The 23868-nt window shown below is 34.1% G+C and carries 18 protein-coding genes and 1 riboswitch; of the genes, 15 read left to right on the plus strand and 3 right to left on the minus strand.

The annotated features are described in order from the left end of the window. Positions 1-27: 27 nt before the first annotated feature. Positions 28-366 (minus strand): heme oxygenase, encoded by a 339-nt coding sequence (locus tag ABE048_RS06405; protein WP_430309987.1) that lies wholly within the window; start codon positions 364-366, stop codon positions 28-30. A gap of 965 nt (positions 367-1331) precedes the next feature. On the opposite strand from ABE048_RS06405, the gene ABE048_RS06410 reads away from it, so the two are divergent. From ABE048_RS06410 to ABE048_RS06430, 5 genes are all read left to right on the plus strand, one after another. Beyond that, a complete protein-coding gene (locus ABE048_RS06410) occupies positions 1332-2909 on the plus strand; it encodes a sensor domain-containing diguanylate cyclase (RefSeq protein ID WP_430309988.1) in 1578 nt (525 codons plus the stop codon). 122 nt (positions 2910-3031) lie between these two features. Then, the gene (locus tag ABE048_RS06415) at positions 3032-3961 is read left to right on the plus strand and encodes an AEC family transporter (protein ID WP_430309989.1); all 930 of its coding nucleotides are present in this window, start codon (positions 3032-3034) and stop codon (positions 3959-3961) included. 186 nt (positions 3962-4147) lie between these two features. Beyond that, the gene (locus tag ABE048_RS06420; RefSeq protein ID WP_430309991.1) at positions 4148-4843 is read left to right on the plus strand and encodes an ABC transporter ATP-binding protein; all 696 of its coding nucleotides are present in this window, start codon (positions 4148-4150) and stop codon (positions 4841-4843) included. Next, positions 4833-6134 (plus strand): ABC transporter permease, encoded by a 1302-nt coding sequence (locus ABE048_RS06425; protein ID WP_430309993.1) that lies wholly within the window; start codon positions 4833-4835, stop codon positions 6132-6134. Before ABE048_RS06420 ends, ABE048_RS06425 begins: the two co-directional genes overlap by 11 nt. A 153-nt stretch (positions 6135-6287) precedes the next feature. After that, entirely contained in the window at positions 6288-6812 is a 525-nt protein-coding gene (locus ABE048_RS06430; protein WP_430309995.1) for an SMI1/KNR4 family protein, read from the plus strand. 288 nt (positions 6813-7100) lie between these two features. Here ABE048_RS06430 and ABE048_RS06435 read toward each other — a convergent pair whose 3' ends face one another. Further along, the gene (locus ABE048_RS06435; RefSeq protein ID WP_430309997.1) at positions 7101-8585 is read right to left on the minus strand and encodes a catalase; all 1485 of its coding nucleotides are present in this window, start codon (positions 8583-8585) and stop codon (positions 7101-7103) included. A gap of 672 nt (positions 8586-9257) precedes the next feature. Between ABE048_RS06435 and ABE048_RS06440 the strand changes: the two genes are divergently transcribed. The 10 genes from ABE048_RS06440 to ABE048_RS06485 all read left to right on the plus strand — a co-directional run bounded on the left by ABE048_RS06440 (position 9258) and on the right by ABE048_RS06485 (position 22140). Then, positions 9258-10169, plus strand: a complete 912-nt coding sequence (locus ABE048_RS06440) for a response regulator (RefSeq protein ID WP_430309999.1) — start codon at positions 9258-9260, stop codon at positions 10167-10169. After that, complete coding sequence (locus ABE048_RS06445) at positions 10169-11200, plus strand: HEAT repeat domain-containing protein (protein ID WP_430310001.1); 1032 nt, start codon at positions 10169-10171, stop codon at positions 11198-11200. The genes ABE048_RS06440 and ABE048_RS06445 overlap by 1 nt, the downstream gene beginning before the upstream one ends. A gap of 2 nt (positions 11201-11202) precedes the next feature. Beyond that, positions 11203-12630, plus strand: coding sequence for a glycosyltransferase family 2 protein (locus ABE048_RS06450; RefSeq protein ID WP_430310003.1), 1428 nt, complete (start codon positions 11203-11205; stop codon positions 12628-12630). Beyond that, positions 12627-15830 (plus strand): hypothetical protein, encoded by a 3204-nt coding sequence (locus tag ABE048_RS06455; protein WP_430310005.1) that lies wholly within the window; start codon positions 12627-12629, stop codon positions 15828-15830. The genes ABE048_RS06450 and ABE048_RS06455 overlap by 4 nt, the downstream gene beginning before the upstream one ends. 234 nt (positions 15831-16064) lie before the next feature. Beyond that, complete coding sequence (locus ABE048_RS06460; RefSeq protein ID WP_430310007.1) at positions 16065-17129, plus strand: nitric oxide synthase oxygenase; 1065 nt, start codon at positions 16065-16067, stop codon at positions 17127-17129. 398 nt (positions 17130-17527) lie between these two features. Next, positions 17528-18730 carry a M20 metallopeptidase family protein gene (locus ABE048_RS06465; protein ID WP_430310009.1) on the plus strand — a complete coding sequence of 401 codons (1203 nt, stop codon included), beginning with the start codon at positions 17528-17530 and terminating at the stop codon, positions 18728-18730. Between the two features lie 15 nt (positions 18731-18745). Beyond that, a complete protein-coding gene (locus ABE048_RS06470) occupies positions 18746-19558 on the plus strand; it encodes a VOC family protein (protein ID WP_430310011.1) in 813 nt (270 codons plus the stop codon). A gap of 51 nt (positions 19559-19609) precedes the next feature. Beyond that, the gene (locus ABE048_RS06475) at positions 19610-20599 is read left to right on the plus strand and encodes an aliphatic sulfonate ABC transporter substrate-binding protein (protein ID WP_430310013.1); all 990 of its coding nucleotides are present in this window, start codon (positions 19610-19612) and stop codon (positions 20597-20599) included. Positions 20600-20610: 11 nt separating this feature from the next. Further along, on the plus strand, positions 20611-21369 hold the full coding sequence (locus ABE048_RS06480) for an ABC transporter permease subunit (RefSeq protein WP_430310015.1): 759 nt from the start codon (positions 20611-20613) through the stop codon (positions 21367-21369). Between the two features lie 18 nt (positions 21370-21387). Further along, a complete protein-coding gene (locus tag ABE048_RS06485; protein WP_430310017.1) occupies positions 21388-22140 on the plus strand; it encodes an ATP-binding cassette domain-containing protein in 753 nt (250 codons plus the stop codon). Positions 22141-22173: 33 nt separating this feature from the next. Here ABE048_RS06485 and ABE048_RS06490 read toward each other — a convergent pair whose 3' ends face one another. Then, entirely contained in the window at positions 22174-23388 is a 1215-nt protein-coding gene (locus tag ABE048_RS06490) for a CynX/NimT family MFS transporter (RefSeq protein ID WP_430310019.1), read from the minus strand. A gap of 208 nt (positions 23389-23596) precedes the next feature. Next, positions 23597-23776, plus strand: a riboswitch (Lysine riboswitch). Positions 23777-23868 lie beyond the last annotated feature (92 nt).

Genomic DNA, 23868 nt, shown 5'->3' on the forward strand with positions numbered 1-23868 from the left:
ATTCTCACTAGAGCTTTTCCCATGTGATTAAGCTTGTGTAGCAGATCCAATGCTTGAAACAATTTCTGCAACGACAATTTGGCTACCAAGTAGTGGAGATTCTTTAGGCTCTTCACCTGGTTTAGACTCTGGACGTTTATGAGCGTGTTTGAAAGCATCACTTTCACGCCATTTTTTGAAACCATCAAGATTTTCCCAATACATATTGACGCTCATTTCATCATATTCTTCAAAATCTTTGCAAACGGCAACTTCTACTTTTACAAATCCTTCAAATGATTGCAATGCACCAGGACGTGTGAAGTTTGGTGCCATTTTTTCTGCAAAGCCTTTTTTAACTTTAATACGGTTCGTAACTACGTACATGTAAAATCGCTCCTTTTTCAAATGGTGTCTATTCGAAAATAGCGTATCTCATTTTTAGCAATGAATGCAAACGAGAAGTTTAAATAAACAAAAAAACACCAATAACCATTGAGGGGTGGTTACTGGTGTATACAAAAAGGAAAGTTCTTCATTTTTGTTATACAATAATCAACTTTAAGGCAAATAAAGTAATGTATCAGAATTGCATAACATACTAACACTTTTACAATGTTAGTGATTAGAACAGGGGAGGGTCTAATTCCTACTATTCTAAGTGGTTAATATTATAAAGTGTTATAATATCAATTGCAACACCATAACAATAAAAAGATTGAAAAATCAAAAATTACCAATTTACTTGATTTATATAAAAATATTGAGAGAAAAATATCTAAAAAAAGACATCTGCTTTACTTAAAAAAACAGCAACTTTGGTCATTGTGGAGCGAAAGACGGCGACTCCTACGGGAAAAGCTTGAGCTGAAAGCCCCGCAGGAACGTAGTGACGAGGAGATTGAAGCCAAGCCCGTGGAAAGCGCCGTCTGTAGCGGAACATCCAATTCAATATGAGGTGGGTAGAAACCGCGAGATTCCTGACGAAAGGGAGCGGTTTTTACCCACACCTGAAATGATAAATAATCATATTAATAGAATTTTATATTAATTTCATGTAAACTATAAGTAAATAATATTCAGAAAAAAGTCGGCCGTATTAGCGAAATGTATGTACAAGTTAGGGGATGTTTGTATGTTGAAAAAGCTATTAAGGTTTTTAGGATTTTTACAAGATGATTTAGATGATGATTATGATGATACAATAGACCGTTTTAATGCATAGTTTTGATCAAATAGCTATACTGACGTATATTTTACAATCAGTTTAGCTATTTTTTTGAATTTTTTTAATCCAAACATTACAATTTTTAGTAAAATAAAAGAAAAACTTAAGGTGAGAATAATATAAAATGAAAAAATATCATTTAAAACTGCAACATTTAATCATCGGTGTTGCAATTTTAGCGTTTATGTTAACCATTGTAAGTAGTTTGTTGAGTAGTTACCGTATGAACAATCAAACGTTAATGGATAACACACTAGAAACAAACCGAGTATATGCTGAAAAACTAGCAACTACAGCAAATAATTATTTAAATGAGACACTTCAAACACTAACAGTTAATGCGAATTCAATTGCAGAACACATGGATAACGAGAAACAACTTCTAACTGAAGCTGATCGCCTGAAAAATCAATCAAATACATTTAACTCCATTTCTATTTTAGATGCAAAAGGAAAAGTATTAGCTACTTCTCCGCAAACAATAGGTATCAAAGGCAAAACATTAACCTCAAATGCAGTGAAAACTGCTATAAAAGAAAAAAAGCCGATGATTTCTGATCCATATCGAGCTATAACAAATCGTGAATTAATCTATATTTCTGCGCCTATTTTTAATAAAACAGGTAAATATGTAGGCCTTGTAGGTGGAACAATTTACTTAGAAGAACAAAATATTCTTTATGAATTGTTAGGAAAGCATTTTTATAATGATGGTTCATATGTGTATGTAGTCGACCGGAATGGACGTATCATTTATCATCAAAATCGAAATCGTATTAATAATGTAGTTAAGGAAAATCCAGTCGTCCAAAAAATAATGAATCAGAATGATGGTGGAGCCCAAAGAGTAACTAACTCGGAAGGAAAGGACATGCTAGCAGGTTATGCATTGGTAGAAAATACTGGATGGGGAGTTGTATCACAAAGGCCAACAGAAATCTCCTTACAGCCTGCAGAAAATATGGTAAAAGAAATGCTTTATTTAGCATTACCGTTACTCATAATTACTTTAGTTATCATTATTTGGGCAGCGATCCGAATATCTAGACCATTGCAACAATTAGCTGAATTAACAGAGAGTAGTATGAAAAAAGACGAACAAAAAAATCTATCTGCTGTTCAAGCATGGTATTACGAGGCTATACAATTAAAAAATGCATTAATTCAAAGTTTAAGCTTTTTACATCAACAAGTGAACTTTTTTATGGATCAATCGACAACAGATCCATTGACTGGATTAACAAACCGACGAACATTAAATGCTAAAATGGATGAATTGATAACTGCAAAAACGCCATTTTCCATGATTTTAATGGATATAGACCGTTTTAAATTGGTTAATGATACATATGGACATGGTGTAGGAGATGAAGTTTTACAATACCTAGCATATAAAATGAAAGCTACAACTCGAGCAACCGATTTATGTTGTCGGTATGGTGGAGAGGAGTTTATCGTTCTTTTACCGAATACTAGCGCTCAAGATGCTTTTGAAATAGCCGACATTTTAAGGAAGGATCTTGAAAACACAATTAGTCCTACAGGTGAAGCAATAACAATTTCCGCAGGTGTAGCTGAATACCCAGAAACAGAAAAAACTCCTACTAAGTTAATTGAACAAGCAGATCAATGCTTATATCAAGCAAAAGAACAAGGGAGAAACCGTATCATCATGGCGAAAAGTTTAAACCCAACTATATAAAATAGTTGGGTTATTTTTAATAATCTTTGATTAAGTTTCTGAAAACACATCTAGAAGATAACAACTCTTTTTATTTATCTTGAAAAATTTAAAATAGAGGGGAATAGGATAGGGGAGAGAAGATGAGTTACTTAAGTTTAGTATTCTTTCAAGTAGTTGCACCTATTTTAGTTTTACTTGTCGTTGGTGGAATCATGCAACGCAAGTTTCAATTTAACTTGAAAGCTTTATCCAATTTAATCACATATTGTTTAATGCCAGCTGCTGTATTTGTTAATATATATGAAACAAAAGTGAACCCAGCGGTTCTAGGGAAAATATTAATCTATTTATTTGCCTTTAGTATCAGTTTAATGATTATTAGCACGGTTATTAGTAAAGTATTGAAGCTTGAAAAAAAGAAAGCAGCCATCTTCAAAAATAGCATTGTCCTAATTAATTCTGGGAATTATGGAATCCCAGTCAGTCAAATGGTATTCCATGCACAGCCATTAGGTACAGCGATTCAAATCATCACGGTAATTTTTCAAAATTTAACGACCTATACATACGGGTTGTATAATTTAATTTCCACGACAAAGTCAGGATGGGAAATTGCCAAAAGTATTGTGAAATTACCACTTGTACATGGTTTAATTCTAGGGGTTATTTTAAATGTAGCGAATATTCAGCTGCCACAGTTTTTATCCATTGCTGTTGGTCATATGGCAGATGCTTTCGTTGCCATTGCGCTGCTCACTTTAGGTGCACAACTGTCAAAAATTCACTTCAGCACGATGTTTAATAAAATGTTATATATGAGTTGTATTGGCCGATTGCTGATGGGACCTTTAGTTGCTTTCCTATGGATTACTATTTTCGGATTCCATGGCGTAGTGGCACAGTCTTTATTAATAGCAAGTGCTTTTCCAACGTCGCGTAACAGTTCTACTTTGGCATTAGAGTATGATGTCGAGCCAGAACTTGCTGCACAAACGGTTCTATTTACGACTGTCGTTAGTTGTATAACGGTAACCATCGTGATTTATGTGGCGAAAATTTTATATGCTTAAGGAAAAAAACAAAAAATAAATATAACTTGATAAAAAAAGGAATCTATTTTGAAGGTTTTCAAAGTAGTTTCTTTTTTTATACAGAAAACAGCCAAATCTTAAGAAATTCTTCAGTTTTTTAACATGAAATTATTAAGAAATTTTTCCTATACTAATTAATAGACGAAATGAGGGAGGTTGATATTTTTGATTAACGTACAAAATGTCAGTCATACATTTAAAATAGGTAAAAAAGGAAGCGAGAAGAAAGTTCCTGTATTGAGGAACATCTCTTTTGCAATTGATACAGGAGAAATCATCTCAATTGTTGGAAAAAGTGGATCTGGAAAATCAACATTACTAAATGCTGTTGCAGGATTTCTTAAGCCTGAGCAAGGATCAATTATCATGCAAGGAAAAGAAACGACAAATCTAACAGAATCAGAATATGCGAAATTCCGCTCTGAAAATATTGGATTCATATTCCAGAATTTTCAACTGATGCCTGGATTAACGGCCTTTGAAAATATTGAATTGCCATTGAAAATTCAAGGGGTAGAGAAAAATGCACGTTTTCAAATAGTCCAAAAAATAGTAAGAAAAGTAGGCTTAGAGACAGTTTCAGATCATTATCCCAGTGAACTATCAGGCGGTCAACAGCAACGTGTTTGCATTGCTAGAGCACTTGTAACCAATCCACCTATTATTTTAGCAGACGAGCCAACAGGAAATTTAGACTCCGAAACGGAACAGGAAATTTTACAGTTAATCATGTTATTAAATGAATCTATGGATATTACGTTTATTATTATTACGCATGATGAAGAAGTAGCGAATATAGCACATCGAAAATTTCTGATGCATGATGGCGTATTAAAGGAGGCTGTTCCGAGTGCAGTTTAGAGATCAAATAGATTTTGTGCGACAACATGTCAAGAAAAACCGTATGCGGATTTTTACCACTATATTAGCAACAACTATGGGTTGTGCGTTTTTAATTGTATTAGCATCAATTGCATTTGGACTACAAGGTTCAATTAAGAAAGAAATTTTATCAGATAGTGCTGTGACGAAGATCGAAGTATATAATTCCGATGAAAAGGGCATCGACAAGAAAGCCATTAAAGAAATCCCGAATGTTCAGGCATTAGGTGAAACAACTCAAATTACTACTGCAATAAATACAAATGTGAAATTTGAAAATCGTTCCGGTTTTGGCGATGTAAAATTCAATAATTTTGAAGAACAACAAAAAGCTAATATTAAATTATCGAAGGGTACATATCCTACAAAAGAGAACGAAATTGTTGTTGGCTATAATTTAGGACAAAGCTTATTGACTAAGAAGGAAGAACAAAGTATTAAAGAGGAAAAAAATGAGGAAGGAACATCAAAAAAAGGTTATCAGCATTCATTATTAGGTAAAACGATTTCCTTATCCTTTACACCAGAGAATGGAGATAAACATACGAAGGTACGACAATATAAAATAGTTGGAATTGGTGAAAAGCCTTCAAAAGAGTGGGCTATGGATACGAGTATACAACTAAGCGATACGATGAAGCCTAAAATTCTAAAGGATTATAATACAATAGTCGAAAAAGCGATGAAAGAAAAAGACTTTTACTATGTAAACTACTCCGTTTATGCAACAGATATTGAAGCGGTTAAAGGTGTACTAAAAGAGTTAAAAGCGATGGATTTATCTGTCTATTCTGTAACTGAACAATTAGATCAATTAAATGTATTTTTCCTTGCCTTAAAAGTAGGACTTATCTTTGTAGGGACAATAGCGGTTTTAATTGCTTCTATTGGTATTTTCAATACGATGACAATGGCTGTAACTGAACGTACACGTGAAATAGGTGTGATGAAGGCGATTGGTGCTGGTCCAAAGTTAATTCAAAGATTGTTTGTAATGGAAAGTGCTTATATAGGTATTTTAGGGACAGTTATAGCAATTATTATTTCATATATCATTAGCTTTTTGGCGAATTTTGCATTGCCAAAAATCTTAGATGCGGTCATGCCTGATAGTGGTATTGAGAAAGCGGGAATTCAATTTTCAACAATACCATGGGAGCTTGTTGTAATTGCTTCATTGATTAGCATAGGTGTTGCTATTATGAGTGGTTGGCGTCCAGCTCGAAAGGCAACGAAGATTGATGTCATCCAAGCATTACGTCAAGAATAAAAATAGTCTAAATAAAAATCCCTGAGTCATCATAAGACTCGGGATTTTTAGCATTTATAGTTTAATTACATAATAGATAATTTGGTATTTCGTTTTAAGAAGTCCCGGTACGATATAATCAGCTGTAGGATAAGAAAGCTGGTGGTAGATTTGATGAATAAAGATTTTTATAAAGGAGAAAATTTTTGGAATAAGGATCCTAAAAATAAGCGTCACGAGTACCCTATTAACGATGAAATTATAAAAAAGGCGGAAAATATATTGGATGTTCACTTCCCATCGTCATTTATTGAATTGATGAAAAAACAAAACGGTGGAGAACTTAATTATCCTTATTTTACAGAATACAAAGAGTCACTTCCGAGCATAGAGCCTATACACTTTAGAAAAGATGATTTGGGTATATTATCCTCCAAGGAATTGTTAGCAGAATCAGATCTGCCAAAAGAACTTATTGTTCTTTGGACAAATTGCCACGAATGGATTGTTTTGGATTATCGAAAAGGGAATGAAAATCCATCTGTTGTATATATAGTGGAAAACTACTTTACAGAGGAAATAGAATGGGAGTTTCATAAGATTGCGGATACTTTTGATGACCTATTAAATCAATTGTTCCGAATAAGTCCGAAAAAAGCAAAGAATCGAAAAGGATTTTTTAAACGAAAAAGGCGGTAAGCAAATAAAAGCACATTACTGATAGGTAATGTCCTTTTATTGTAGATGAAGTAGTGGTTTGTTTACTTACAAATTCGATAAATCGCTTTACTACTGGAGAGGCGTAACCTTGTTTAGGTCAAACCCATCATTGTTGTTCGAGCAAGTCGGATGATTAAGCTTAATAGGAATAACTTTTTCTGAGTTAAGCATTTTAAACCAAAATAAAGAGACTGTAGACAAACCTTACTTTCATCAAGTTTGCCTACAGTCTTTTTTAGGATATGAATGTTGAATTATTAGAAAATCTTAGTGGTATTGAACTTCTTTCAGTACATCGATCTTGTTGATCTCGATACCCATTGCTTTTGCAACGCCTTCACCATATTTAGGATCTGCTTTGAAGCAGTGGATGATGTGACGTTCTTTGATGAAATATTCAACACCTTCCATGTTACGAGCAGTGTTTTCGAATAGACGCTGTTGTTCATCTGGGCTCATGATGTTGAATAATTTCCCTGGTTGTTCGAAGTAGTTATCATCGTCTTCGCGGAAGTCAAAGATATCTGCTGGACCTGCTTCTTCGCTTGGATTTTTGAACTCAGGTTGTTCTTTCCATTCACCATAGCTATTTGGCTCGTAGTGTAATGTGCTACCTAAGTTGCCATCTGTACGCATTGCACCATCGCGGTGGAAGTTGTGTACTGGGCATTTTGGAGCGTTAACTGGAATTAAGTTGTGATTTACACCTAAACGGTAACGTTCAGCATCAGCATATGCGAATAAACGAGCTTGTAACATTCGGTCTGGTGAGAAGCTAATACCAGGAACTACGTTTGAAGGAGCAAATGCAGCTTGTTCCACTTCAGCAAAGTAGTTAGCTGGGTTACGGTTTAACTCGAATTCACCAACTTCAATTAGTGGGAAGTCTTTTTTATACCAAACTTTAGTTAGATCGAATGGGTTATATGGATGATTTTTAGCTTGTTCGTCAGTCATCACTTGGATTGACATCGTCCATTTAGGGAAATCGCCTTTTTCAATTGATTCGTAAAGGTCACGTTGTGAAGATTCACGATCTTTTGCTACAACTCCTTCTGCTTCTTCATCAGAAAGGTTTTGGATACCTTGTTGAGTTGTGAAGTGGAATTTCACATAAAAGCGTTCGTTATCAGCATTAATCATTGAATAAGTGTGAGAACCAAAACCGTGCATATGACGGTAGTCAGTTGGGATACCACGATCGCCCATCACATAAGTTATTTGGTGTAATGCTTCGGGAAGATTTGTCCAGAAGTCCCAGTTGTTATTTGCAGAACGCATATTAGTACGTGGGTCACGTTTAACAGCGTGGTTTAAGTCAGGGAAATGCATTGCATCACGGAAGAAGAATACGGGTGTGTTGTTACCAACTAAATCCCAGTTACCTTGTTCTGTGTAGAATTTTAATGCAAAACCACGGATATCACGTTCAGCATCAGCAGCACCACGTTCACCAGCTACAGTAGAGAAACGAGCGAACATTTCTGTTTTCTTACCAACTTCTGAGAAGATTGCTGCTTTTGTATATTTAGTAATGTCATGAGTTACGGTGAAAGTACCGAATGCACCTGAACCTTTTGCGTGCATACGACGTTCTGGAATTACTTCACGGTTGAAGTTTGCTAATTTTTCAATTAACCAAACATCTTGTAAAAGTACTGGGCCACGTTTACCTGCAGTCATCGAGTTTGTGTTACTTACGACAGGAGCACCAGCGGCAGTAGTTAACTTTTTGTTGTGTTCATTTGTCATGAAATCATTCCTCCTATTAAAATCTTAGAATTACCTCTTCGAACACAACTATAACAGATTGATAATTGAAAGTAAATTATAATAATTATTTTTAAGGAATATTTATTTTTAAAAAAGGAATATAAATAGTTAAACAATTAATGTAATATTATTGCAGGTTTTATTAATAAAAGTGTTGAATCATCAAAGAGTAGGTGGGATTTAACTGAGAAAAATATGTCAAATAATTTCACATTATAATAATTATTATTATCAATATGGCGATATATGTCGTATTAATTGAAAATGAAAATATACATATTTCGCTATGATTCTTTTAGAACGAACATGCGAAAATAGACTTAGCTTTGCTAAGCGGGGTATTAGTAGACTGGAAAGGTATTCGAAGTGTATTTTTAGGGTAAGGTGTACTGTTATTAACAGTGACTTGCATCATCTTAAAAAACAAGCGATTTTTTTCATATGAATTCTCCATACAGATTGATAAAATAAATTTGAGGATGGTCCATTTCAAAATGAACCTCCTTTTTAATTTGTATTGCCTGCCTAATTATTGAATAAACTCTAACAGATAATGGGGTTTGTTCAGGTAAACATGTTAATATAACCTTATTACTATGGTCAGTCGATGATAAGAAGAAATTTTAAAATTGAAGGAAGGTATATAGTAAGATGAATAGCACAATAAATCCTCCAATTGTACAACATTCAAAATTAGTTGAGTTTCAAGAGTTTTTTAGGTTTTTCAATTTTATTTCTAATAATAATAAACGAACAAAAAGTCCATTGACCTTAATATTTATTAATATTAAAAATACTTCTCAAAAAAGCAATTTGAATACTTCGAAAATAGAAATGCAATACGAGAATACGAACCAATTTCTATCCGATACATTAAGGGGATCGGATATATTAACAAAACTCCCAGACTATGAAGGTTGGTTAATTATGCTGCCAAACTCAAAAGAATTAGAGGGAATTTATTATTTAAACAGAATAAATAAGGCAAGAGAAGAAGTCTTAATAATGCAGGAAATTAAATGGTGTTCAAGTATAGTTGAAATTAATAATACTCAAGCCTCATTTGAAGAAATTTATATAGATGGGACCAATGCTTTAAAAGAAGTATTAGCAGAAGAAGCATTTTCTTATAAAGCGGTAGCAAAATATCAAATACCAGAATCTGATACTTTAAAAGTGAGTATTATAGAAAATGACCAAATTACAAACAATATTTTTCATGAAATGATGGGAAAAATAGACGTCGAAAATTTTGAATTAGATATACGTTCTTTTTTTGATGGTCAAAGTTTTCTAGATTCCTCTTGGTATCACTCTGATCATATGCATTTAATATTAATGAACTACGCCTTACCTAAAAAGAATGGTTTGCAATTGTTACATGAATTACGTTCGATGCCAAATAACGGAAAATATATTATTTATATTATTTCGAAACAACAGGCGCCAGAAGATATGATTTATGCTTATGAATCGGGAGTAGATGGTTTTATTATTAAACCGTTTAATTTAAGTGTAGTAAGAGCAGAGTTAAAACAAATGATTAAGAGGATTCGAATATAATGAGTAAAATATTACTTTTGATAATAGCTATTCTTTGTATCGCTGTACTAATTATTTGTGGTTCTCTTTATCTTATTAATAATCGAATGCTACAAATGCAAAATGATAATAAAGTGCAGAAAAATATAGAAGAATTTTTACCACTATGCTATCGCTACTTTATAGAAGGTTATCCAACTGAAACTCTTGAGAATATTCAAAACCCCCACCAAATCAAAGCAATGGAAATAATTCTTACAAAATATATACATTTGTTAAGCGATCAGGATGTCATTATTCGGATACACTCATATGCTGAAAAAAACCTTTATGTACATTATAAAAAAAATCTTAGAAGCAGAAGATGGGGCATACGTATAAACGCTTTATATAAAATACTCGACTTTCAAATGCAGTCTTTAGCGCCTGATGTATTGGAACTTTTAAATAGTTCGAGGGAATTTTCGCAAAAAGAGTATTTTGAAATGTACAAAGTTATCGCACTTTTAATGCCTGAACAATTAATGAAGCCATTAAAAAGCTCTACTAATAGAATAAGTAATACTGAATTATACAATGTATTAGTTTTATTGGAAGAAGATAGTATAAAAGAAATAATGCAAACCTTTGTATCGTTAACGCAAAATCAAAAAATTGCAGTTATCGATACAATAGGATCTAAAAGTTTGTTAGAGTGCAGAGATTTCCTTCATCAAGCGATAAAAGATGAGAATATAGAAATTCGTCTACATGCATTAAAGGCGATATTAGAAATAGGTTTTGTTCAATCAATTGAAGTGTATGAACCATTTTTTTATGCAGATGATTGGAGAGAAAGAATGTTATTTGCAAAATTACTAAAATATTTTCTATTAGATGAAATAATGGATTACCTAAAAGTTTTGATATCTGATCGCTCATGGTGGGTGAGATATCATACAGTGCAAATGATTGCAGATCAAAAGAATGGTGAGAAAGTACTAAAGGTACTTTATAGACAAACAGAAGATCCGTACGCTAAAGAGATTATTTTAGAGTCGTTAGGAGCATAAAAATGGATTATTTAATAAAACAAATTCTATATCATCCATTTATATATTTAGTATTGATTTATGTGCTAATTATCGTAGTTAGTTATACGATTATGTTAATTTTTTCTTTATTTACTTTATGGAAAGATCGCCAATTAGATAAATTAAATCTATATGAAGAATTAAATGATATTCAGTTCTCAAAACCAGTGTCCGTATTAGTTCCTGCATACAATGAGCAGCAAAATATTATAGATACAGTTCAATCATTGTTATGCATAAATTATCCTGAATATGAAATTATCATTATTAATGATGGATCGACAGATAAAACGCTCGATGTCTTAATAAAAAATTTCAAAATGGAAAAAGTAGAAAAAGTGGTTCGAAAGCAAATTGATACGAATTCAATACGAGCAGTATACCAATCTACAATTAATAAAAAAATATTATTAGTAGATAAAGAAAATGGTGGAAAAGCAGATGCATTGAATTGCGGTATAAATGTATCGAAGTATCCTTATTTTTGTTCAATTGATGGTGATTGCATTTTAGATACCAATTCGTTATTACGAGTAATGGAACCAATAATTCAATCGGATGATGTCATTGCAACTGGAGGAAGCGTAAAAATTGCAAATGGATCAGATATACAAATGGGCTCGATCATGAGTTTAGGATTTTCGAAAAAACCACTTGTTGTGATGCAAGTTATTGAATATTTCCGTGCATTTTTAATGGGAAGAATTGCTTTTAGTAAGTCAAATATGGTTTTGATTATTTCAGGTGCTTTCAGTGTATTTGCAAAAAAATATGTAATTGAAGCAGGGGGATATCTAACAAATACAATTGGTGAAGACATGGAGTTGGTAGTGCGGCTTCATCGATTAACGAGAGAAAAAAAGGAAAAGAAAAAAATTCTCTTCGTTCCAGATCCAGTATGCTGGACAGAAGCACCTGAAACAGTTCATACACTTCGAAAACAAAGGAGTCGTTGGCATCAAGGGTTAATGGAAAGTCTATGGAAAAATCGTCAGATGATGCTAAATCCAAAATACGGGCGCATTGGAATGATTGCTTTTCCTTATTATTTTATTATTGAATGTTTAGGTCCTATTGTGGAATTGGGAGGATATATCTATGTGATTTATGCATTCTTTACAGGAAAAGTCTATTTTGAATTTGCTGTTCTATTGTTATTGCTGTTTATTTTGTATGGAACGTTATTCTCTATGCTGTCAATCATATTAGAAAGTTGGACAATGAAAAGCTATCCTAAAATAAAAGACTTATTCAATCTATTAATCCTCTCCTTTACAGAAGTTTTATGGTATAAACCTTTAACTTTACTATTTAGATTTGAAGGGCTTATTAATTATTTTGCTGGTAAAAGAAGTTGGGGGGAAATGACCAGAAAAGGTTTAGATAGGAAAGAGGGGGATACAGAATGAAAAAGATTATAGGAATCTTTGCTTTTTTTATTCTTGTCATTTCTTTATCATGTATACTTTGGCAACTAGAAGATGAAAAAAAGCTACAAATTGCAATAATTGATAAAACGGTACCGGATGAATCCTATAGAGAACACTTAGGATTGAATTGGTTATTAAAGACCTTAAAATATGTAGATTCAAATAATGATTCATATAAACTGGATGATTATTTTGGATTTAAACCGAATACCAGTAAAAAGACGTATTCTATAAAAGATTTACCAGATTCATATGAAAATGATGATGTCATTTACATTGCCGATACATATGGAGTATATCAAGATGATTTTCCTTGGATAAACAAAAATCGAGAAGGAGAGCGATCTAATCTAGTATACGGCGGACTAAAAATGAATGAATGGAAAGCAATCGTTAATCGATTAAATGAGGACAAAAAAAGTACGTTAGTAGCCGAATTTAATACATTAGCATCCCCAACTGATGAAACAGTAAGAAATCATATGAGCAGTGTTTTAGGTATTCAGTCATCTGGATGGATGGGTCGATATTTTGATGAATTGGATTATCGTAAAAACAATGAAATTCCTAAATGGATAGTTGATAAATACGGTAGTAATTGGGGATATAAAGGTAAGGGTTTTATATTAATTAATGAAAGAGAAAATGAGATTGTTGTCTTAAAAACGGGAGAAGATATAGATAACAAGGGGATTTGGTTAAAATTCACTGAACAGGGTAAAAAAGAGTTCAATATTGAAAAGAGCGTCAAATATAATTATTGGTTTGACATTGTGACATCAGAAGATAAAAGAAATGTATTGGCTAATTATGATTGGAATTTAACCAAAAAAGGGCAAGAGAAATTAACAGATAATAATATTCCGACATCCTTTGTAGCAGTAAATAAAACACAAATTAAGAGTGCAACAACCTATTATTTAGCAGGAGATTTTAATGATATTTCAACTGCGCCAAACTTTTACAAAATGAAAGGCATTCTTACAATCAATAAATACGCTAATAGATTTTCAGATTCAGCATTTTATTTTGATGCATATGTTCCTATGATGAAAGAAATTTTAAAACAGGCTTATGACAATAAAAACGATGATAAAGAAAATATAAGCAAGAAGAAAACTGAAAATAATCATGATGTTCAATACACAGCTAAAATATCTGACGACAAAATGGAAGTTAAAATAGACGATAAATGGCAAAGTATGAAGATCAAAGGAGTAAATGTTGGTATTGCGAAACCTGGTTATTTTCCAGGGGAAACAGCTATTACAGAAGATGAGTATTATCAGTGGTTTAAAGACATTGGTAAACTAGGAGCCAATACAATCCGAGTTTATACAATCCACCCACCCGGGTTTTATAATGCATTAAAAAAATACAATGAAAGTCATAAAAACCCTATATATGTTCTCCATGGAGTATGGATTGACGAGGAAAGACTGGTTAGTAAGGGCAATGCCTTTGATAAAGTAGGAACCATTAATTTTCAAAATGAAATAAAAAAGACAATAGATATTATTCATGGAAATGCATTAATTTTACCAAAAGCAGGACATGCTTCTGGCGCGTATAATGCGGATATATCTAAATATGTAATTGGATGGATACTTGGGATTGAATGGGATCCTGAAATGGTTCAATCAACAAATAAATTGAATAAAACAATGCACGACTATAAGGGGAAATATGTCGAGGCAAAAAATGCCTCTCCTTTTGAGAACTGGTTAGCTACACAAATGGATTATACGGCAACATATGAATTGGAAAAATATAATTGGATACGCCCACTAAGCTTCACGAACTGGGTGACAACAGACCTTTTAAAACATCCTTCAGAACCAAGTGAAGAGGAAGATTTAGTTTCTGTTAATCCGAATGTTATTCATTTAAAAGGTCCATATACATTGACCAAGGAATTTGCGAGTTATCATATCTATCCTTATTACCCGGAATCAATGAACTATGATTATAAAAATTTTGTTGATTTTAGAGGGAAGAAAAATAACTATGCTGGATATTTACATGATTTGCATAAGGCACATAAACTACCCATTTTAGTTGCTGAATTTGGTGTTCCGTCTGCTAGAGGAATGACCCATACAAATATCTACGGTTGGAATCAAGGTCATTTATCTGAAAAGGAACAAGGTGATATCTTAGTGCATTTGTATGAAGATATTGAACATGAGGGGCTTTTAGGAGGACTTGCCTTTACATGGCAGGATGAGTGGTTTAAAAGAACTTGGAATACGATGGATTATGATGATCCAAATCGTCGCCCTTATTGGTCGAATGCTCAAACGAACGAGCAGCAATTTGGCCTATTAAGTTTTGATCGATTAAAGATAAAAGTGGATGGAAAGTATGATGATTGGTCCGAAGCTAAAGAACTCTATAAAGGTGGCAATGGGGAATTGCAATCTTTAATGGTCGACCATGATGAACGTTATTTATATTACAAGATAAAAATGAATGACTTAAAACAAGGCTATCCAGTATTACTACTAGATACGTTACAAGGAAAAGGTAATACCTCCATTAAGCAAATGCCAATGGTTCATACAAAAAATGGACTTGATTTCATTGTACCAATTAAAAGTAAAAATGATGCACATGTCTTAGTGGATCGTCAATATGATTTATTTGCAGCTCTTTATAGGGGCTATAGAGCAGGATTCGATTATTATAGCAAAGGAAATACAGGTTTATTTTCTCCTATTCGTTACGTATTAAATGATAGTTTTACCATTCCTACGACTGAAAAGGTTATTCCTTTTTCATACTATGAAACGGGTAAGTTGAAAGAAGGGAATGGAAATCCTGCTAGTAAGGACTATAACTCATTAGTTGATTTTAATATTAATGAAAAGGAAAATACCATAGAGTTACGTATTCCTTGGCTTTTGTTGAATTTTAAAGACCCTAGCACGAAAGAAATTATGGGGAACATAAGCGAATTAAACTTTTCAGCAAGTGAAAAAGTAAATGGAATTCAGGTGGGAGTTGCTTATGTAAATAATCAGGGGAAATTGTTAGATTCATTCCCGAAAGCAGAAAAAAAGATGATCCCTGCATTTGAACAATATAGCTGGGATAATTGGGATCTACCAAAGTCTACCTATCGGTTAAAAGAATCCTATTATATCTTGCAGAAAAAATTCATTTCGACTGACAACTAGGTAAACATATTTCGATTAAAAAGATAACATAAGGCTATTTAGTAGAATATTATCTACTGAATAGCCTCTTTTAATTTATGTATATTCTTCGGAAATCTTTTAATATTATGTACCGTAGCTGGTTAGAATAAAATTTGAGATATAAATTAGTATTTTATCTACATATTTTTTAGTCTAAATATTTCCTTTATGATAGAAGTACATGAGTTTCAATAGGAGGGTTTTAACAGGATTATGTCGATGTTAAATAAGGCAATGGATTTTATAAAGATGTATTATGCTGAGAATGATTTGCCAGAAGAGCAAATGAATCAACGACTAGGAGAAGTTGAACAGCAAATTACAGAGCATGGACATTATACACATACTACAGACGAACTCGCTTATGGAGCAAGAGTGGCGTGGAGAAATAGTAATAAGTGTATCGGACGTTTGTTTTGGCAATCTCTACAAGTAAAGGATCAACGTGTGATAATAGATGAAGAGATAATTTATGAAAAGCTCTTAGAACATATAGACTTTGCTACGAATGATGGAAAAATACGACCTACGATTTCCATCTTCGAACCAAAAAAAGTACGAATTTGGAATCACCAGCTGATTCGCTATGCTGGTTATGAACAAGAAGATGGTTCAGTAATTGGAGATCCTGATTCACTTGCTTTTACAAAACAATGCATAGAATTAGGGTGGCAAGGAAATGGTGGACAGTTTGATGTGTTGCCATTAGTAATTCAGATTGAGGATCATCCACCTCGATTCTTTGATATTCCGCAAGAATATATAAAAGAAGTTCCTTTGCGACATCCTGAATTTGATTGGTTTGCTGATTTACATATGAAATGGTATGCAGTACCAATGATTTCAAGTATGAAGCTAGAAGTAGGAGGCATTACCTATGCAGCGGCTCCGTTTAATGGCTGGTATATGGGAACTGAAATCGGCGCTCGCAATTTAGCAGATGAATATCGGTATAACATGTTACCAATTGTTGCAGAGAGAATGGGTTTAAACACTACATCGAATTCAAGCTTATGGCGTGATCGTGCATTAGTAGAACTAAATGTAGCCGTACTTTTTTCTTTTAAGGAAGATGGCGTAAGTATCGTCGATCATCATACTGCAGCGCAACAATTTAAACGTTTTGAAGTAAATGAGGCTTCAGCAGATCGCGATGTTACAGGTAACTGGACATGGCTAATACCACCGTTGTCACCAGCCGCGACTCATATTTTTCATAAACAGTATGATAATACAAAGAAATCACCTGAGTATTCTTATCAAAAATCACCTTATTAAGAAATAAAAATTATGTAAAAAACTTTGGATTTTGTCCAAAGTTTTTTGCGTATATTAGAGCTGATATCACAAAAAGTGCTCTGAATGCTTTGAGGTGATAATAAAAAGAATTTTCAAAAAAAGTATTGATTTACAAGCAATGATGCATTATTATAGTCTATAAAGTTTAAAGCATACTAAACTGATAAGGATTCTTGTGAAGAGAGACGAAGGGACTTTCCTTATGAAATCTAAGCAACCACTAAAAACAAGGGTCTAAATCTAGAAAGTGAAAGCTTGATAGATAAGAGCTATTTGATGAACTATAAAGTCAATTTCCAACTCATCAGAAATTGGCCTATATTTTCACCTTAAATATGAGTAAACATATAAGAATACATAATATGAGGAGGGGTATCATGACAACTTCAACAAATGATGAAGTAATCCGGAGTATTTTCAATGATATAGATCAACATTTTGAGGAGACCGTTTCATGGAGAAGACATTTACACCAAAATCCTGAACTTTCATTTCAAGAACAAGAAACCGCAAAATTTATTGCTGAAAAATTAGAAAGTTTTGGTATTGAAGTAAAAAGGCATATAGGTGGTAACGGTTTAATTGGTACTTTAAAGGGTGCTTATGATGGTCAAACGGTGGCTCTTAGAGCAGATTTTGATGCGTTACCTATCATAGATTTAAAAGAGGTTTCGTATAAATCTCAAAATCCGGGTGTAATGCATGCTTGTGGTCATGATGGTCATACATCTGCATTACTTTCAGTTGCAAGAGTATTGACACAGCACAAAGATAAGATTTATGGGACAGTGAAATTTATCTTCCAACCAGCAGAAGAAACACCTCCTGGTGGTGCTAAATATATGGTGGAAGATGGAGCGCTAGAAGCTGTTGATGTTATCTTCGGTGCACATCTTGATTCAGGGAATCCAGTAGGAAAGATCTCCGTTGGCGAAGGTTATCGAATGGCTGCAGTAGATAAATTTAAAATTACTCTACAAGGCCTAGGTGGCCACGGAGCTCGCCCCCATGAAGCAATCGATTCAATCGTCTTAGGTGGTAAAATCGTCAGTGACTTACAGCAAGTAGTTAGCAGACGTTTAAATCCATTTGATCCAGCAGTTGTGACAATTGGTGTTTTTCACGCAGGGAGTGCTTTCAATATTATTGCAGACTCAGCAATAATCGAAGGTACGGTTCGTACGATGACTGAGGATGTCCGTCAAAAAGTAAAAAAAGAAATTTACTCAATCGTTGAAGGTGCAGCATCATCAGCTCATGCAACAGCTGAAATTGATTACTTGCACGGTTATCCGGCACTTTACAATCATCCGAAAGAAACAGCATTAGCTAAAAGTCTTTTCGAAAAACAATTCGGTAAAGACCGTGTTCAAGATTTAGAGCCTACAATGGGTGCTGAAGATTTTGCTTATTACTTACTTGAAAAACCGGGTACGTATTTCAAAGTTGGCTCACATAACAACGATCCTGCAACGCAATTTCCTCATCACCATCCAAAATTCGATTTCGATGAACATGCATTGCTCGAAATTCAGAAGTCTTTCGTCACAATTATTGCGCATTATTTATTTGAAAAATAAAAGGGGGATGGACAGATGGTACAGCTACAATTTGACCATTTAGTACACTTTTTAGATAAACCAGAAGATTTTATCGCTGAATTAAAAGAGCAAAATATTCATGCAGTAGATGGTGGTGTACATGAAGGTCGCGGTACTTACAATGCTTTAAGTTATTTTGACTTAAGCTATCTAGAATTTCTTGGGACATATGACCGGGATCTAGTGAAAAACGCAAAACAAGCACATCACAGTATGATGGAAACCATTATCGATGCAGATTTTAGAGAAGGATTCATTCGTTTTGCTTCTCGCACAACTGATATAGAAGTTGTCGCGAAAGAATGGCGTGAAAAGGGCCTAACGGTGTCTGGTCCACACCCACTTTATCGAAAACGTCCAGACGGCAGTGTCATTAGCTGGCGCTTGCTTTTCGGTGGGGAAGAGAATGATTCATTAAAATTACCGTTTATTATTCAATGGGATGACGATGATGAAAAACGCCGTATCGAACAAATAGAACAAGGTGTAATTGGTCATCAACAATTAGGAATCGAATTTGCAGGTCCTACTTTCGCAGTAAAAGATTCCGTAGAAACTGCTAAAAAGTGGGCTCTTTATTTAGATTTAGTTTCAAAAGCATCATATGAGGACAAAGAATTGAATGCACATGTCGAAGTATTAGCACTTCATGGTGGAGATCTCCATTTTGCCAGTCCAAATGGTGATGGTATTGTTCAAAGTATTCTAGATGAACATGGTGAAGTACCATTCCAAGCAAATTTCGTAGGTGCAAGTGAAGATAAAACAGTCGAATTACACAATGGACGTTACCATTTTAAAAAGTAATTTAAAAAGCTTCAAAACCAAGTTAGTAAATATGAATAAGAGGTGTAATGGATGAAGAAAATAAGTCGAATTTTATCGTTAGTAATACTAGGCATAATGGTATTGGCTCTTGCCGCTTGCGGATCAAAGACTTCCGATTCGAAAGCTTCAAGTGCTGGTTCAAACGATGACAAAGTAGTAAAAATAGGTTACCAAAAAGGGAATACAATCAATATTTTAAAAGAAAGTGGTTTTCTAGACAAAGCACTAAAAGAAGAAGGTTATAAAGTAGAATGGCGTGAATTTAGCCATGGTGGTACTTTATTAGAAGGATTATTCACAGGTAATATTGACTTTGGTCATGCGGCAGATGGTTCCGGAATTAATGCTCAAGCAGGGAACAAACCATTTGTATATGTTGGTGCAGATAAGCCTAACCCAGAAGGTATTGGTTTATTAGTACACAAGGATTCTGGTATTCAAGATATTCAAGCACTAAAAGGCAAAAAAATAGGCGTCTTAAAAGGCGGAAACCACCACTATTTAGCAATGTTAGCAATAGAAGATGCAGGTTTAAAATTAGATGATGTAGAGTGGGTATATCTACAAGACGCATCGCAACTGCGTACAGCTTTTGAAACAAAGAAAATTGATGCGCTTGGAACATACGATCCATTCTTCGCTAGTGCTGAAATAGACTTAGATACAATTAATTTAACTGAAGGAAAAGATTATAACTATCCAAACCGTACTTTCTACTATGCAAATGAAGACTTTAACAAAAAGCATCCTGAATTAGTTAAAATTATTTTAGATTCGATTGCTAAATCAGATAATTGGGCGAATAAAAACAAACCAGAAGTTGTAAAACTTGTAGCTAAATCACTTGGCATTGACGAAAAAGTAATTGCGCGTGCAACTGAACGTCGTACGTATGGATTAGATTATATGAACGATGAAATAACTGAAACTCAACAAAAACAAGCCGACTATTATGCAAAAGTGGGTCTAATTCCACAACCAGTAAAGGTTTCTGAACGAGTAGTTAAGATTGAAGAATAGGGGTGCCCATCATGAAAAGAGTAGTTTATAAAGTTTTGCCATGGGTAATTCCTGTTCTCTTTTTAATCGGATGGCAATTGACAGCTACATTTGGTGTTGTATCCACACAATTAGTGCCCACACCAGAAACGGTTGTTAAGAGCTTTTATAAATTACTGATTTCAGGTCAATTACTCTACCATCTTGAAGGAAGCTTAGGTCGTGCTTTCGTCGGTTTACTAATCGGCGGAAGTATAGGGTTCTTATTAGGAATTTCAAATGGATTATCGAAAATGTCATTTGCATTCACAGATACTTCGTTGCAAATGATCCGTAACGTACCGAATTTAGCACTTGTTCCACTTGTGATCATTTGGTTTGGTATTGATGAAGCAGCGAAAATTTTCTTAGTTGCAATCGGAGTAATGTTCCCTCTCTACATCAATACATTACATGGTATTCGTAATATTGACCCAGGTTATATTGAAATGGGGCGTATGTACGGCTTAAAAGGATGGAAATTATTCAAAGAAATCTTACTTCCAGGTGCACTACCCTCTATTTTCGTTGGTTTACGATATGCACTCGGGGTAATGTGGATGACATTGATTGTAGCAGAAACAATCGCGACTACTCGCGGTGTTGGTTATCTTGCAACAACTGCTCAACAGTTCATGCAAACGGACATTATTATTATTACAATTATTTTATATGCATTGTTCGGGAAACTAGCAGACCTTCTAGCACGCTTTGGAGAAAGAAAAGCTCTCCGCTGGCATAAGGCTTACTAATCTAAGAGGGGTGAAAATATGGTTGTGGCTTTTCCGCTTGAAAAAGTTCAAAATAAGCAAGGAATTGATATCCGAATAGAAAAAATTGAAAAAATGTTCGGGGATAAAACAGTTTTAAAAAACCTTTCATTGCCTATTGAAGCTGGCGAGTTCGTTGTTATTGTTGGTAAAAGTGGTAGTGGTAAAAGTACTTTGCTTCGTCTAGCAGCAGGGTTAGAAGAGCCAACATCAGGTACAATTACATTCAATCAAGTGCCTATTCAAAAGTCGGAAGCAAAGCTTCGTATGATGTATCAAGATTCGCGATTGCTTCCTTGGAAAAGTGTTTTGAATAATGTTGGAATTGGATTAAATGGCAAGTGGAAAGATGCAGCTGAAAAGACACTAGATCATGTAGGGTTAATAGATTATAAAGATCAATGGCCATCTACTTTGTCAGGTGGACAACAACAGCGTGTAGCTCTAGCGAGAGCTTTAGTCAATAATCCCTCATTATTATTATTTGATGAACCATTGAGCGCATTAGATGCATTAACCCGTTTGGAAATGCAAAATCTAATCGAAACATTATGGCTTGAAAAAGGATTTACAGCATTACTTGTCACACATGATGTACAAGAAGCAGTAAGATTAGGTGACCGAATTATTTTAATTGAAGATGGTACTATTACAATGGATGTAAAAAATAATGTACCCCGTCCTAGAGGAATCTCTGACCCTGATCTAACAAAATTAGAAAAGGAAATTTTACATCGAATTATGCAATCGTAAAAAAACTTGAACGACTATGTCGTTCAAGTTTTTTTACTTTTCTGGCGTTACATAGCGATCTTTTGCTGAAATCCATGCTGAGATGATTAAACCTACAACTGTAATTGCATAAAGTATATTTGCTGCATGCCAGCTTTCAAATAAATCATGTATATAACCATAGAGAACTGGTCCAACTGCTGCAAGTAAGTATCCGATAGATTGTGCTGTCCCAGAAAGTTCAGCAGCTTCTAGTGCATTATGTGTACGTAAAGAGAAGAACATCATGGCTAGTCCAAATGATGCCCCACCTGCAAGTCCAATTAGGATCATCCACAACATAGTTAGTGAAGTTAAATTCATTAATATTCCTGCAAAGCCGACCACATAAAATGAACCGAACATTACTACTAGTGATCGTTGATCGGATTTTCGTCCTGCTAATATAGGAATAAGAAAAGTCATAGGCAATTGTGAAAATTGCATAATTGAAAACATCCATCCAGCTTGATTTGCACTCATTCCTTGGGCTTCTAACATGGCAGGAATCCAAGCGGCTGTTGTATAGAATATTAGAGATTGCAATCCCATTGCTAGTGTAATCGCCCAAGTTAAGGGATATTTCCAAATAGGTTTATCTAACTTCGTATGTTTATGATTTTCCTTTAGCTCTGCTTTCTTGCGTAATTGAGGCAACCATACGATAATGGCAATAATGGTTAGGATAATCCAGCAACCGAGTGCGCCCTTCCAACCAAAAGAGGTACCAGCTATTGGATAACTAACACCTGCTGCGACACTTGCTGTAATGTTCATTGCAAGCGTGAAGAGAGAAGTGAGTAATCCCACTTGTAATGGGAATTTCAATTTAATAAGAGCTGGTAACAAAACATTACCAAATGCAATAGCAATCCCGATTAATGCAGTCCCAAATAATAGGGAAAATGTATTTCCAAACGAACGGATTAAAATACCTACTGCTAAAATCCCCATTGCAAATAGTAATGTTTTTTCAAACCCAAATCTACTTGCGAATTTTGGAGCAAATGGTGACACAATTGCAAATGCTAATAATGGAATTGTTGTTATAAACCCAGCAAGTACATTAGAAATATCTAATCCTTCTTTTATATAAGATATAATTGGACCTACCGAAGTAAGTGGAGAACGTAAAGTAGCAGCAATAAAAACAATACCAAGTACAAGTATCCAAGTATTTCGATTCCAATTTAGTTTTTTGCTTAATCTAGCTGATTGTTGTGAAGCCAATCCTTTAACCTCCTTTATCAATAAGCTCCTTTAGCAACCGTATCATTAATAGATAGTAAATTTCAATATTTCGACACAAAATAAAAGGTTAAGATATTTAAAACTTATATTGTATTAAAGTACCAGGTGTTTTATGTCTTGTTATCGAGTGTATAGTGTATTATAATGAGAAACATATTAAAACTATATATTGCATGCCTCATCCAATAGATGAGGTAGAGGTCGCGATATTCATAAGTATAATCGACGAGATGAGAAAGCATTAAGGACTCGATTAAAAAGGGAATATTGCCGAAGTGTTGGTAAGCTTTTTATTAGCAATGCTGGGGCTGTTATCGAAAGGTACAGAACTGTCACGTCTGAAACGACGTGTTGAGCTATCTTTATCAAGGTTGATGGGGAATTTTAGATACCATCTCAAGCATCCTTGTGATGGTATTTTTATTTTTATAGCTACGGGCTCGTGTCCGAAGCTGAATT

Source organism: Rummeliibacillus pycnus (assembly GCF_050459865.1).
Lineage (GTDB): Bacteria > Bacillota > Bacilli > Bacillales_A > Planococcaceae > Rummeliibacillus > Rummeliibacillus pycnus_B.